This is a genomic window from Paenibacillus sp. alder61 (assembly GCF_020179875.1).
Classification (GTDB): domain Bacteria; phylum Bacillota; class Bacilli; order Paenibacillales; family Paenibacillaceae; genus Fontibacillus; species Fontibacillus faecis.
The window spans coordinates 111,499-124,276 of the sequence record NZ_JAIUDG010000008.1 but is presented as its reverse complement, the minus strand read 5'-3'; the positions used below and the strand labels follow the sequence as shown (position 1 = coordinate 124,276).

Genomic DNA, 12,778 nt, shown 5'->3' with positions numbered 1-12,778 from the left:
ATCAATTCGGAGGTGCTTTATATGGGGGGCAAGTCTAAATCAGTACTCCGGCTCAGCATGATCATGCTGTTATCGTTAGGCGTTATCCTATCGGGATGCGGCGGTAACAACGCTTCCAAGGCCGGAAAGAGCAACACCGGAGAACAGGAGGCGGACGGACCGTTTGAAATTACCGCCTTTATCGGAGAAGCCGGTCAGCAGCCCACACCGGACAACAAGATTTACAAAAAGATTAAGGATGAGCTGGGCGTTACGTTTAAATTCGAATTCCTGGCCGGCGATATCAATCAAAAGCTGGGCGTCATGATCGCGGGCTCCGATTACCCCGATATTATGACCGCCAACACGAAGCTGACGGCGGCCGGCGCTTTTATACCTCTGGAAGACCTCATCGAAGAACATGCACCGAATTTGAAGAAGCACTATGAGAAGTATTGGAACATGATGAAAGACCCGAACGACGGGCATATTTACACCCTGCCCAATTACGGAGCTTACAACGGGGAGGTCGCCTCGACCTGGTACTCCGGGCCGGCCTTCTGGATTCAAAAGGCGGTGCTGAAGGAATTCGGTTATCCGAAGGTAAAGACACTGGACGAGTATTTCGACTTGATCGCCAAGTACAAGGAGAAGTATCCGACCATCGACGGGAGCCCGACCATCGGCTTCGAAATCCTGAACTATGACTGGAAAAACTGGGGCTTGTTCAATGCGCCGCAGCATTTAATCGGTCATCCGAACGATGGCGGCGTGGTCGTCAAGGACGGGAAAGCGGAGATTTTTGCAAACAAGGACTATGCCAAAAAGTACTACCAGAAGCTGAACGATATGAATCAGCTCGGTCTGATCGACAAAGAGACGTTTACCCAGAACTTCGACCAGTACATGGCGAAAATTTCCAGCGGCACGGTCCTTGGGATGTTCGACCAACACTGGAACTTCCAAAGCGCCGAGAATGCGCTGATTACACAGGAAAAGCTGGAGCGGACTTACGTGGGACTTCCGCTTGTCTACGATCCGAGCATCCGGGATCATTACCGGGATCGCGCGGCACTAAACCTGAATAACGGATTCGGCATCAGCGTCAACGCCAAGGATCCGGTGCGCATTCTTAAAATGTGGGATCGCCTGATTCAGGAGGATTGGCAGAAAATTTTGACCTGGGGCATCGAAGGCGAAGATTACATTGTCAACGAGAAGGGGCGTTTTCTGAGAACCGAGGAACAGCGCAAGAAAACAACGGATGCGACCTGGGAACTGGGGAACAAAGCGAAAACGCTGTATGCGCACAGTCCGAAATTGGAGGGCTACTTCAGTGACGGCAACGCCACGGACGCCGCCGCGCAGCCCGAAGAATACCAGGCCGGATTGAAGCCTTATGACAAAGAGTTCCTTGCGGCTTACGGCTTTGAAAGCTATGTGGACTTCTTCAGCGATCCGCCGGAGAATCCGATTTATTACCCGGCCTGGTCCGTCGATCTGGTGGAAGGATCGGAAGCGAAGATCGTGAACACGAAACTGAACGACCTGTCGACCAAGTACTTACCGCAGGCGATTTTGGCCAAACCGGGTGAGTTCGATAAGATCTGGAACGAGTATACAGGGGAAATCGGCAAGTTGAACGTGAAGGCCTATGAGGAACGAATCAATGAAGTGCTGCAGTGGAGAATCGATACCTGGACCGTGAAATAACGCTTTGATCCACCGGAAGTGGGAGGCCAAGGAGCCTTCCACTTTCCCAAATACAGGTTCTGTGGGGAGAACAATTATGGATGAGACTTTAACGAAAAGAAGCGCCGTCCGGAACGTGAAAAAGGGAAAAAAACAGCCGTTGACGTGGTCCGTCATCAAAAGCCAAAGACAGCTGATTTATATGTCGGTACCGCTGCTCGCTTATATCATATTGTTTGCTTACGTCCCTGTCTGGGGATGGACGATGGCTTTTCAAAATTACAAACCGGCCCGGGATTTCGCCCAGCAGGAATGGGTGGGCTTCAAGCATTTCAAGTTTCTGTTCTCGGACGACAGCTTTTGGCGGGTGCTGCGCAACACGCTGGGAATGAGCATGATCAATCTGGTTCTCGGTTTTGTGACCGCGATTATTTTGGCGCTGCTGTTGAATGAAATCAAAAAGGTGTTCCTGAAACGGACCGTTCAGACGATCTCGTACCTTCCGCACTTTTTGTCCTGGATTATCGTCACGGGGATCGTGGCGACTTCGCTGGCTTCGGACGGGATCGTCAACGATATTCTGATGAAGCTGCACATCATTAAGGAACCGATCCTATGGCTGAGCGAGGGGAAATATTTCTGGGGCGTTGTCGGCGCCTCGCATGTCTGGAAGGAAGTCGGTTGGAACACGATTATTTATCTGGCCGCCATCGCTTCCATTGACCCGGCCTTATATGAAGCCGCCGAAATCGACGGGGCCAGCCGCTACCGGAAAATGATGCATGTAACGATCCCCGGAATCAAGGCCACGATCGTGATCCTGCTAATCATGTCCGTGGGCCATATTCTGGAGGCCGGCTTTGAAGTCCAATACCTGTTAGGCAACGGCCTTGTGGTGGACTGGTCGGAAACGATCGACATTTTCGTCCTGAAATACGGTATTGCCCAGGGCAACTATTCCCTGGCTACCGCCGGCGGTATATTCAAAACGGTCGTTAGCGTAACCATGCTGCTTATCGCAAACTGGACCGCCAAGCGACTAGGGGAAGAGAGGCTGTTATAAGCATGGATAATCAAACGATCAGCCCGCGGCAGATGTCTGCCGCCGCCGTAAACCGCCGGATGGGGAGAGGCCGGTTGGAGCCGATTCTCTTTAACACCTTTAACGCCATATTTATGACCCTGCTTGTCATCGTTACACTATATCCCTTTTTGAACACGATCGTCGTTTCCTTCAACGCCGGGAACGATACGATCCGGGGCGGGCTCTATCTGTGGCCCAGAGAATTTACGCTGCAAAATTACAAAGCCGTGTTCGTATCGGGGACGATTTACAACGCTTTTCTCATCTCGGTGGCAAGAACGGTGCTGTCCACGCTGCTCAACATCTTTTTGACGTCGATGCTGGCCTATACGCTAAGCCGCCGGGAGTACGTGTTCCGCAAGCCGATCACATTTATCTTCGTACTGACGATGTATTTCAACGCCGGTTTGATCCCCGGCTACTTCCTGATGAAGGACTTGAACTTGATCAACAGCTTCTGGGTTTATGTTCTGCCCTCCATGATCAGCGCCTTCAACCTGATCGTCATCCGGACTTATATCGGAACGATCCCCGAAAGCCTGGTCGAATCGGCAAGAATCGACGGGGCGGGAGATTTCAAAATTTTCTGGCGGATCATCTTCCCGCTGTGTAAGCCCGTGCTCGCTACAATTGCCTTGTTCGTCGCCGTGGGCGCCTGGAATTCCTGGTTCGACGCCTTCCTGTTCACCTCCTCCCGACAGGAGCTGAGTACGATGCAGTACGAGCTGATGAAGCTGCTCTCGTCCAGCATGAACGCCAACAGCAATCCGGCCGTGGCGGCCGGGGCGGGGATGACGCAGGATGCGGCGGCTTCCATGGTCACCCCGCTGTCCATCCGCGCCGCCGTTACGGTGGTCGCTTCCGTGCCGATTCTTCTGGTGTATCCGTTCATGCAAAAGTACTTTGTCGTCGGACTTAACGTGGGGAGTGTAAAAGAATAGATGAACAAGCATTTCAATGCGATATCGTATACCAATCCGATTCTTCCCGGCTTCTACCCCGACCCGAGCATCACGCGGGCCGGGGATGACTTTTATCTGATCTGCAGCTCTTTCGAGTATTTCCCGGGCGTCCCGATTTTCCGCAGCCGGGATTTGATCCATTGGGAACAAGTCGGGCACGTACTGGACCGGATCGGGCAGTTGGATTTGCGGGGCCGCCGGAGTTCCGACGGCATTTACGCCCCAACGCTGCGCTACCATGACGGTGTCTTTTACATGATTACGACCGACGTGCGGGGGATCGGGAACTTTTACGTGACGGCGGCCGATCCTGCAGGTCCGTGGTCCGACCCGATTCCCGTTCCCTATGGCGGGATCGACCCGTCCCTGATGTTTGACGATGACGGCCGGGTTTACGTCACCGCCCAACAGGGAGCGGATTACGACTCCCATGTCATCCAGTACGAGATCGACATTGAAACGGGCCGAGCCCTGACCGAACCGGCCGTAATCTGGCGGGGAGACGGAGGCCCGTGGACGGAAGGGCCGCATCTGTATAAAATCGGCGGCCTCTACTATATCATGACCGCGTCGGGCGGAACGGCCAAAGAGCATCGGGAAATTATCGGGCGGAGCTCCCATCCCTACGGACCGTTTGAAATGTGCCCGCAGCCGATTTTGACGCATCGGGGGATCGACCACCCCATCCAGTACTTGGGGCACGCGGACCTGATTGAAGACCCCAGCGGCGGCTGGTGGGCCGTGTTCCTTGGCGTTCGTCTGGTCGGCGACGGCTACAGCGTCCTGGGCCGGGAGACTTTTTTGGCGCCGGTGCACTGGAGTGAAGACGGGTGGCCGATGATCGACAACAACGAGGGCCTCGTCAACCTGGAAATGAACGTGCCGCGAATCCCGGGCGCCCCTTCCCCGCTTGCAGCGAAAGCCGAGGGCAGGGACGACTTCGACGGCGGCCGCTTGGATCCGGCCTGGACCTTCCTGCGGAATCCCGCGGAAGGAAGCTGGTCGCTCGCGGAACGCCCGGGTTGGCTTACGCTGCGGGGGCAGGCCGCGGGCTTGAACGATGTCGGCCAGGTGGCGTTCGTCGGCCGCAGACAGCGGCAAGTCCGGGCCGCTTGGAGCGCCTGCCTGGAATTCGATCCGCTCGAAGATGGGGAGGAAGCGGGAATATGCGCGCGGAGAGATGAGGACGCGCATTATGAAATCTTCCTCAGCATGCAGGGCGGCAAAAGAAAGATCGCCGCGCGTTTGACGGCTCGGGGACAAACGGTCAAAGAGGCGGCGGTCGAGACGGAGGCGGGACGCGTCCGGCTGAAAATCGCCGCGGACCCGGAGGAATACGCCCTGCTGTATTCGCTGGAGGACGGGGTTTGGGTTCGGCTGGCGGCGGGTTCCGCCCGGGGGCTCTCGCCCGAGGACTTCGTGAATAAAATGTGTTTTACCGGCGTAGTGGTCGGTCTGTACGCGACCGGTAACGGGAAAGCCAGCGCAGCCCCGGCCCGGTTTGACTGGTTTGAGCAGCGAACGGAATAAAGGGAGTAAACTCGAAGGTTCACATCATATATTCTGAGGAGGGGCTTATGGATCACCTGAAGCGGACGGAAACGCCATTGAAGCAGCTGTTCCAGGAAGATTTTAAAATCGGAGCCGCGGTAAACCCGCGGACGATCGTTTCGCAGGAGGCGTTGCTGGCCCGGCATTTTAACAGCATCACGGCCGAGAACGAAATGAAGTTTGCCAGCGTTCATCCGGAGGAGGAGGTGTACACCTTCGAGGAGGCCGACCTTTTGGCGGCTTTTGCCCGGAAGCACGGCATAGCCTTGCGCGGACACACCTTGGTGTGGCACAACCAGACGACGGACTGGATCTTTCGAGATCGGAAGGGGGATTCGGTAAACAGGGAGGTTCTGCTGGAGCGGATGCGCTCCCATATTCATACGGTGGTCGGCCGTTATAAAGGAGATATTTATGCCTGGGACGTCGTGAACGAGGCGATCGCCGACGAAGGCGCCGAACTCTTGCGCTCCTCCCGTTGGCTGGATATTGCCGGCCCGGATTTCATCGCCAAGGCTTTTGAATTTGCCCACGAGGCCGATCCGGACGCGCTCCTGTTTTATAATGATTACAACGAATCGCACCCGCAAAAGCGCGACAAAATTTACGCGCTGGTCAAGTCTTTGCTGGATCGGGACATCCCGATCCACGGTATCGGCCTGCAGGCGCATTGGAACCTGTATGACCCAGCCCTGGAGGACATCCGCGCCGCGATCGAAAAGTACGCTTCCCTCGGCTTGCAGCTCCAACTCACGGAGCTGGACATATCGGTCTTCCGCTTCGAAGACAAGCGTGCCGACCTGAAGGCGCCGACGCCGGACATGCTGGAGATCCAGGCGGAGCGGTATGAGGCGGTCTTCCGTTTGCTTAAGGAGTATCGGAACGAAATTACAGCCGTCACATTTTGGGGAGCCGCGGACGACTATACGTGGCTGGACGATTTTCCGGTACGAGGCCGGAAAAACTGGCCGTTCCTGTTCGACGCCGGACACCGTCCGAAACCGGCCTATGACCGGATCGCCGCTCTTTAGCTAACGGTGAATGGCCAAATGGGCTCAACCTTCCTTTCCGCCGGCCTCTTTGCTTCGCTCGACAGGGCATAGCGGCCCTGGCGGCCAGACCGTGCCGGGTTGTTCTCGCCGACCACGGTCTTGTTTAGTTACAGCAAATCATGATGCACGGGAGGAACAGCGAATGGAATCCGAAAGCGCATTATACAAAGCATGGCTGCAGTACAGCGAACTGAGGGACGGCGATCTTCGGCGGGTTTACGCCGAATGGTTTGGTCGTGTCTACCTTGAGGCCGACCCCGGGACGGGGCCCGGGCAACGGTCGGCAGTGCTCGAAACGGCCGTGAGGGAGCTAAGACATGGCGCGGGGAAGATGCTGGGCGTGGATCCCGTCGTCCTAATCGGTGAACCTGAGGAGGGGCCTTGCCTGGTAATCCGGCGGCGGCGGGGAACAGGAACCGGAGAAACAGCGAGTCGGCCGTGGGAAAAGGGAGAAGGCGCGTTTTCGGTGAGTCTTCGCCCGTCCGGCTCGGGGAGGCGCCTGGAGTTGTCCGCCGATTCCGATCGGGGCGTGCTGTACGGGGTTTTCCATCTGCTTCGCGGGATCGCCATGGAGCGGACTCCCGAAGCCTTGGCGACGGAGGCGTCCCCGGTAAACCGGCTGCGGATGATCAATCAGTGGGATAATGCGAACGGTTCGATCGAGCGGGGATACGCGGGAAAATCGATTTTTTACCGGGAAGGAAACATCGTGCGGGACGTCGCGCGAATTCGGGATTACGCCCGTCTGTTGGCATCGGTGGGCATTAACGCGATTTCAATCAACAATGTAAACGTCCATGAACAAGAAACCCGCTTCATTACCGAGGAAGGGCTTCCGGATGTCGCGCGCGTGGCGGCGGTGTTTCGGGAGTACGGGATTGCGCTGTTTTTGAGCATCAATTTTGCCTCCCCGCTGGCCATCGGCGGGCTGAATACCGCCGACCCGCTGGATGCCGGCGTCCGGAATTGGTGGACGGAGACGGCGCGCCGGATTTACCGGCATATCCCGGACTTCGGCGGCTTTGTCGTGAAAGCCGACTCCGAGCATCGGCCGGGACCGTTCGCTTACGGGCGGGATCATGCCGACGGAGCGAACATGCTGGCCGAGGCTCTCGAACCTTACGGGGGGCTGGTGATTTGGCGCTGCTTCGTATACAACTGCATGCAGGATTGGCGCGACCGCTCCACGGACCGGGCGCGGGCGGCCTACGACCATTTTAAGCCGCTGGACGGGCGCTTCCGGGACAATGTGCTGCTGCAGATCAAAAACGGGCCGATGGATTTCCAGGTTCGCGAGCCGGTGTCTCCGCTGTTCGGAGCGATGCGGCAGACGAATCAGGTGATCGAATTCCAGATTACCCAGGAATACACCGGCCAGCAGCGCCATTTGTGCTACCTGATTCCGCAGTGGAAGCAGGTGCTGGACTTCGAGACGCACGCGGTACCCGATGGCGGGGAGGTCAAGCGGATTGTGGAAGGCTCCGGGTTCGGCATGAAATACAGCGGCGTGGCGGCCGTGTCCAACACCGGGGACGACGCCTGCTGGACCGGGCATCCGCTCGCACAGGCCAATCTGTACGGTTACGGCCGGCTGACCTGGGACCCGGACCTTTCCGCCGAGGAGATTGCCCGGGAATGGGTGGGGCAAACCTTCGGAAACGACAGGGAGGTTGCCGAGACGGTGACACGGATGCTCATGTCCTCCTGGCCGATTTACGAGAGCTACACGGCCCCGCTCGGCGTCGGCTGGATGGTCGTTCCCCACACACATTACGGGCCGGATGTGGACGGATACGAATACTCCCGCTGGGGGACCTATCATTTTGCCGACCGGGACGGCATCGGCGTGGATCGGACCGTCGCCACGGGTACGGGCTACACCGCGCAATATTTCAGTCCGAACCGGGACATCTTCGAGTCGCCGGACACCTGCCCGGATGAGCTTCTGTTGTTCTTCCATCATGTGTCCTACGGCCACCGGCTGCGATCCGGAAAAACCGTCATTCAGCACATTTACGATACGCACTTCGAAGGGGCGGAGGCGGCGAAAGACTTGCGGGGCAAGTGGACTTCCCTGGAGGGCAAGGTCGATTCCGAACGCTACGCGCTGGTCGCCGAAAGACTCGCGGAGCAGGCCGAGCACGCCCGGCATTGGCGCGACGTAATCAATACCTACTTCTACCGCAAATCCGGCGTACCGGATGAGCGGGGGAGACGAATCTACTAGAAACGAAGCGCCCGGAGCGGGTTAACACTCCGGGCGCTTTATTTTCGTGGGTTGAGGGGGCGAGCCTACACGCCGGAGTAGGCCATGAAGCCGCCGTCGACCGGGACGACGGTGCCGGTGACGAAGCCGGAGGTGTCGGCGTCGGCCAGCCACAGCAGCGTGCCGAGCAGATCCTCGGGCACGCCGAAGCGGCGCATCGGCGTGTGGGCGATGATTTTCCGGGAGCGCTCGGTCGGCGTCCCGTCCTCCTGCATGAGCAGAGCGCGGTTCTGCTCGGTCAAGAAAAATCCGGGGGCCACCGCGTTCACCCGGATTCCCGCCTCGGCCAAGTGCACCGCCAACCACTGCGTGAAGTTGTTGACCGCCGCTTTGGCCGCGCTGTAGGCCGGCACCTTGGTCATCGGACAAGGCGCGCTCATCGAGGAGATGTTCAGCACCGTCGCCCCCGGGCGACCGACCATCTCCTTGGCGAACACCTGCGTCGGAATCAGCGTTCCGACGAAATTGAGATCCATCACGGTGCGCACGCCCGTAAGGCTCAAGTCAAAAAACGTCGTCACGTCCGGATTGGCCAAATCCTCGGCCCGGAACGTTTCGCCCGTCGTGTTGGCGCTGGGCTGGTTGCCTCCGGCGCCGTTGATCAACACATCGCACGGCCCGAACGCCGCGCGCACCGCCTGCTCCGCCGCCCGCACGCTGTCCGCGTCCGTGACGTTGCAGCCCACGGCGATCGCCGTGCCGCCGAGGCGGCGGATGTCCTCCGCCACCTGCTCGCCCCGCTCCGCCGTGCGGTTCAGCACCGCCACCCGCATGCCTTGGCGGGCGAGCTCCAAAGCCATCGCGCGGCACAGGACGCCGGCCCCGCCCGTGATAACCGCATTTTTTCCCTCTAACGCGGGATGCTTAGGCAATCGGGACATGGCCGTCCGCCTCCTTCCGTGCTTGTTCCGCGGGCCGCCGGCCCGCAAAGGCGTCCCACAACCCCCACAGGTACATAATGCCGAGGGCGCGGTCGTACAGCCCATATCCCGGCCGGCAGATTTCTCCCCAAAGATGACGGCCGTGGTCCGGGCGGCAGTAGCCCTTGAATCCGATGTCATAATAAGCCTTGACGATCCCCCGGATGTCGACCGATCCGTCCGATGTCCGGTGGGAGGTTTCGATAAAGTCGCCGTTTTCGTACACCTTGACGTTCCGGATGTGGGCAAAAGGGATCCGCCCGCTGAATTCATGAATCATGCCGATGATGTCGTTGTCCGGATTCGCTCCGAGCGAGCCGCTGCACAGGGTAATCCCGTTGGACGGGCTGTCGTGAAGGGCCAGAAACCGGCGGAAATTTTCCTGATCGGTCAATATCCGCGGCAGTCCGAAGATCGGCCATGGCGGATCATCCGGATGCACGGCCATCAGGACCCCGTGTTCCTCCGCGACAGGAATGACGGCGTCGAGGAAATATTTCAGGTTGGCCCACAAATCTTCGGCCGTCACGTTGCGATAGGCTTCAAACAGTGCGGTCAGGTGTTCGAGACGCTCCGGCTCCCAGCCCGGCATCGTTAGGGTGCTGTTTTCGTTAATGAGGCGCACCAGCTCAAAGGGATCCACCCCGCTGATTTTGGACTGTTCAAAAAAGAGTGCCGTCGACCCGTCCTCCATCGGCTTATGAAGCTCGGTCCGCACCCAATCGAAGACCGGCATAAAATTATAGCAGATCACTTTGACTCCGGCTTTGGCCAGCTTTTCGACCGTGCGGATGTAATTGCCGATATAGCGGTCGCGGGTAGGGAGGCCGAGCTTGATGTCCTCATGAACATTGACGCTCTCCACGACCTCGATATGAAGGCCGTGCCGGTCCGCGAGCCGGCGCATCTCTTCGATTCGCTCCATCGGCCATTCTTCTCCGGCCGGAAGATCGTGAAGCGCCCATACGATCCCCTCGACCCCGGGAATTTGCTTGATCTGTTCCAGCGAAACCGTATCGTTTCCTTCGCCGAACCAGCGGAATACCATACGCATAAGTCCACCGCCTTCTATGTGATGAGGGTTATTGCTCCGTTTTGCTGAAATAATCCGGGAATTTCTCCTGCAGCACGCTTAAGTTCGAAATGCTCAGTCTTAAATGCTCCTTCATCGTCCGATCGGCGAGTTCTTTATCCCGCCGTACCACCGCATCGCCCATGGCCCGGTGCTGATCATACAAATGATCCCAATACGGGTCCGTTTTCAGCCATAACACCCGGGTCCGGTTCAGGTGGGCATTCATCTGCTGAATGACGGACCAGGTGCCCAGCTTCCTACACCCTTCAAAAAGAATCCGATGATACGCCTCGTCCAATTCGAACATGGCGCTGCCGTCATGCCGGGCCAAGGCATCCCGTTGGAGCTCCAGGTTGTCATTCAGCGAGCGGAGCGATGCTTCGGGAAAATCCCGGCAGGCCAAGCGAATCACGGCCCGTTCCAGCTGCTCCCTCATAAATCGCGCTTCTTCGACCAGATCGGGGTCGATCAGCGAGACGCGGGTACCCCGCTGCGGCAGCACGACGAGCAATCCCTCCTGCGCGAGCCGGACGAAGCTTTCCCGGACGGGCGTTCGGCTGACTTGAAAAGCGACGGACATCTCTTTTTCCGAAAGTGCCGTCCCCGGAGGGAGCTCCAGAGTAACAATTTGCTGTTTCAGTTGGGCATAAACATGGTTTCCGGCAGATCCGGCCGCGGAGTCTGTCAATGGTTTCAAACGATCACCTCCTGTTAGGTTAGATACTACCATACAAGTATGGCAGTGTAACTGCACAAATTAAAGAAGTTTGGGGAAGTGAGGCTTGATTTGGGTAAAAAAAGGCGCGATCTGCGCATAGCAACACGTTCCATCCTTTGGTACCTTTTTGGTAAGCGCTAACATTAAAAAAGAAGCAGGAGGATGTCCGTGCCGATGAACGCGTTAAAAGGAGCTTATTATACGGATCGATATCGGAATTTGCTGGCCGACTACGGTTATGAGGAAGAGGAGATTACCCGGCGGGTGGAGGCCGCCTGGCGTGAGATGTTCGAGGGTGACGAGAAAACCCGGATTTATCATGAATCGGGCAGCGATATGGGGTATATGCTGGACACGGGCAACCACGATGCGCGCACCGAAGGAATGTCTTACGGGATGATGATGGCCGTGCAGATGGACCGCCGGGACGTGTTCGACCGCTTATGGAAATGGGCCGTGGATTACATGTACATGACAGAGGGGGAGAATGCCGGTTATTTCGCCTGGTCCTGCGCGCCCGACGGTACCAGACTGTCGGACGGGCCGGCCCCGGACGGGGAGGAGTATTTTGCGATGGCGCTGTTTTTCGCCTCCCACCGCTGGGGGGATCGGGAAGCGCCTTTCAATTATGGCGAACAAGCGAGGGAACTGCTGCGCACCTGTCTGCATAAAGGGGAGGACGGCAAAGGGGATCCGATGTGGAATAGGGACAACAAGTTGATCAAGTTCATCCCGAACTGCGAGTTTACGGACCCGTCCTATCATCTGCCGCATTTTTACGAGTTGTTCGCTTTATGGGCGGATCCGGAGGACCGGGCGTTCTGGAAGGAGGCGGCCGAGGCCAGCCGGCGCTACGTGCAGGCCGCCTGTCATCCCGTGACAGGGCTTGCCCCGGAGTACGCCCATTATGACGGCACGCCGAACCATGTCCGGGGGTTCGGGCACTTTTTCAGCGACTCTTACCGGGTGGCCGCCAATTTGGGACTGGATGCGGAATGGTTCGGCGGAGCAACGTGGGAGCGGGAAACCGCCGACCGGATTCAGGCTTTTTTTGCGAATAAAACGCCCGACGATTACCGCAGGTATACCATTGAGGGGGAGCCTTTCGAGGAAAAAGCGCTCCACCCGGTCGGCCTGCTTGCCACCAACGCCATGGCCTCGCTCGCCACAGAGGGAGCGAATGCCCGCGCCAGCGTGGAACTGTTTTGGAACACACCGCTTCGGACCGGAGATCGCCGCTATTACGATAACTGTCTCTATTTCTTCACCTTGCTTGCCTTGAGCGGCAGATACCGCATTTGGAAGCCTAAAGCGTGATGGAAGGGGGCGCGTGGCCGCGCGGCGAATTAACGGGAAAATCTCCCGTTAAATGAGGCGCAAGTGGCCGGGAGTGAGGATTACCTGGAAAAAGTCCCGCTAATCTGCCATGATCGGGCTGGATTGGCCCAAACGAGCTGAATTAGCGGGAGGAAATCCAGC

The 12,778-nt window shown here is 57.8% G+C and carries 10 protein-coding genes; 7 read left to right on the top strand and 3 right to left on the bottom strand.

Going from position 1 to position 12,778, the window contains the following annotated elements; genetic code table 11:
• Positions 1-21: 21 nt before the first annotated feature.
• The 6 genes from LBW89_RS10300 to LBW89_RS10275 all read left to right on the top strand — a co-directional run bounded on the left by LBW89_RS10300 (position 22) and on the right by LBW89_RS10275 (position 8,547).
• Positions 22-1,692, top strand: a complete 1,671-nt coding sequence (locus LBW89_RS10300) for an ABC transporter substrate-binding protein (RefSeq protein WP_225039115.1) — start codon at positions 22-24, stop codon at positions 1,690-1,692.
• Between the two features lie 76 nt (positions 1,693-1,768).
• Positions 1,769-2,734: an ABC transporter permease gene (locus LBW89_RS10295; protein ID WP_148453403.1), complete on the top strand. Its 966-nt coding sequence runs from the start codon at positions 1,769-1,771 to the stop codon at positions 2,732-2,734.
• Positions 2,735-2,736: 2 nt separating this feature from the next.
• Complete coding sequence (locus tag LBW89_RS10290) at positions 2,737-3,696, top strand: carbohydrate ABC transporter permease (protein WP_148453400.1); 960 nt, start codon at positions 2,737-2,739, stop codon at positions 3,694-3,696.
• Positions 3,697-5,247, top strand: coding sequence for a glycoside hydrolase family 43 protein (locus LBW89_RS10285; RefSeq protein WP_225039114.1), 1,551 nt, complete (start codon positions 3,697-3,699; stop codon positions 5,245-5,247).
• Between the two features lie 47 nt (positions 5,248-5,294).
• On the top strand, positions 5,295-6,299 hold the full coding sequence (locus LBW89_RS10280) for an endo-1,4-beta-xylanase (RefSeq protein WP_225039113.1): 1,005 nt from the start codon (positions 5,295-5,297) through the stop codon (positions 6,297-6,299).
• A 163-nt stretch (positions 6,300-6,462) separates the two neighbouring features.
• On the top strand, positions 6,463-8,547 hold the full coding sequence (locus LBW89_RS10275; RefSeq protein WP_225039112.1) for an alpha-glucuronidase family glycosyl hydrolase: 2,085 nt from the start codon (positions 6,463-6,465) through the stop codon (positions 8,545-8,547).
• Between the two features lie 65 nt (positions 8,548-8,612).
• Here LBW89_RS10275 and LBW89_RS10270 read toward each other — a convergent pair whose 3' ends face one another.
• The 3 genes from LBW89_RS10270 to LBW89_RS10260 are packed head-to-tail and all read right to left on the bottom strand — an operon-like array spanning position 8,613 to position 11,278.
• Positions 8,613-9,467, bottom strand: a complete 855-nt coding sequence (locus LBW89_RS10270; RefSeq protein WP_225039172.1) for an SDR family oxidoreductase — start codon at positions 9,465-9,467, stop codon at positions 8,613-8,615.
• Complete coding sequence (uxuA, locus tag LBW89_RS10265; protein WP_225039111.1) at positions 9,451-10,560, bottom strand: mannonate dehydratase; 1,110 nt, start codon at positions 10,558-10,560, stop codon at positions 9,451-9,453. The genes LBW89_RS10270 and uxuA overlap by 17 nt, the downstream gene beginning before the upstream one ends.
• Positions 10,561-10,588: 28 nt before the next feature.
• Positions 10,589-11,278 carry a GntR family transcriptional regulator gene (locus tag LBW89_RS10260; RefSeq protein ID WP_225039110.1) on the bottom strand — a complete coding sequence of 230 codons (690 nt, stop codon included), beginning with the start codon at positions 11,276-11,278 and terminating at the stop codon, positions 10,589-10,591.
• Positions 11,279-11,473: 195 nt separating this feature from the next.
• Between LBW89_RS10260 and LBW89_RS10255 the strand changes: the two genes are divergently transcribed.
• Positions 11,474-12,616 carry a glycosyl hydrolase family 8 gene (locus tag LBW89_RS10255; protein ID WP_225039109.1) on the top strand — a complete coding sequence of 381 codons (1,143 nt, stop codon included), beginning with the start codon at positions 11,474-11,476 and terminating at the stop codon, positions 12,614-12,616.
• Positions 12,617-12,778 lie beyond the last annotated feature (162 nt).

Coding starts and splice junctions, on each gene's coding strand:
- LBW89_RS10300 (WP_225039115.1), top strand. CDS start 22: ATGGGGGGCAAGTCTAAATCAGTACTCCGGCTCAGCATGATCATGCTG.
- LBW89_RS10295 (WP_148453403.1), top strand. CDS start 1,769: ATGGATGAGACTTTAACGAAAAGAAGCGCCGTCCGGAACGTGAAAAAG.
- LBW89_RS10290 (WP_148453400.1), top strand. CDS start 2,737: ATGGATAATCAAACGATCAGCCCGCGGCAGATGTCTGCCGCCGCCGTA.
- LBW89_RS10285 (WP_225039114.1), top strand. CDS start 3,697: ATGAACAAGCATTTCAATGCGATATCGTATACCAATCCGATTCTTCCC.
- LBW89_RS10280 (WP_225039113.1), top strand. CDS start 5,295: ATGGATCACCTGAAGCGGACGGAAACGCCATTGAAGCAGCTGTTCCAG.
- LBW89_RS10275 (WP_225039112.1), top strand. CDS start 6,463: ATGGAATCCGAAAGCGCATTATACAAAGCATGGCTGCAGTACAGCGAA.
- LBW89_RS10270 (WP_225039172.1), bottom strand. CDS start 9,467: ATGTCCCGATTGCCTAAGCATCCCGCGTTAGAGGGAAAAAATGCGGTT.
- uxuA (WP_225039111.1), bottom strand. CDS start 10,560: ATGCGTATGGTATTCCGCTGGTTCGGCGAAGGAAACGATACGGTTTCG.
- LBW89_RS10255 (WP_225039109.1), top strand. CDS start 11,474: ATGAACGCGTTAAAAGGAGCTTATTATACGGATCGATATCGGAATTTG.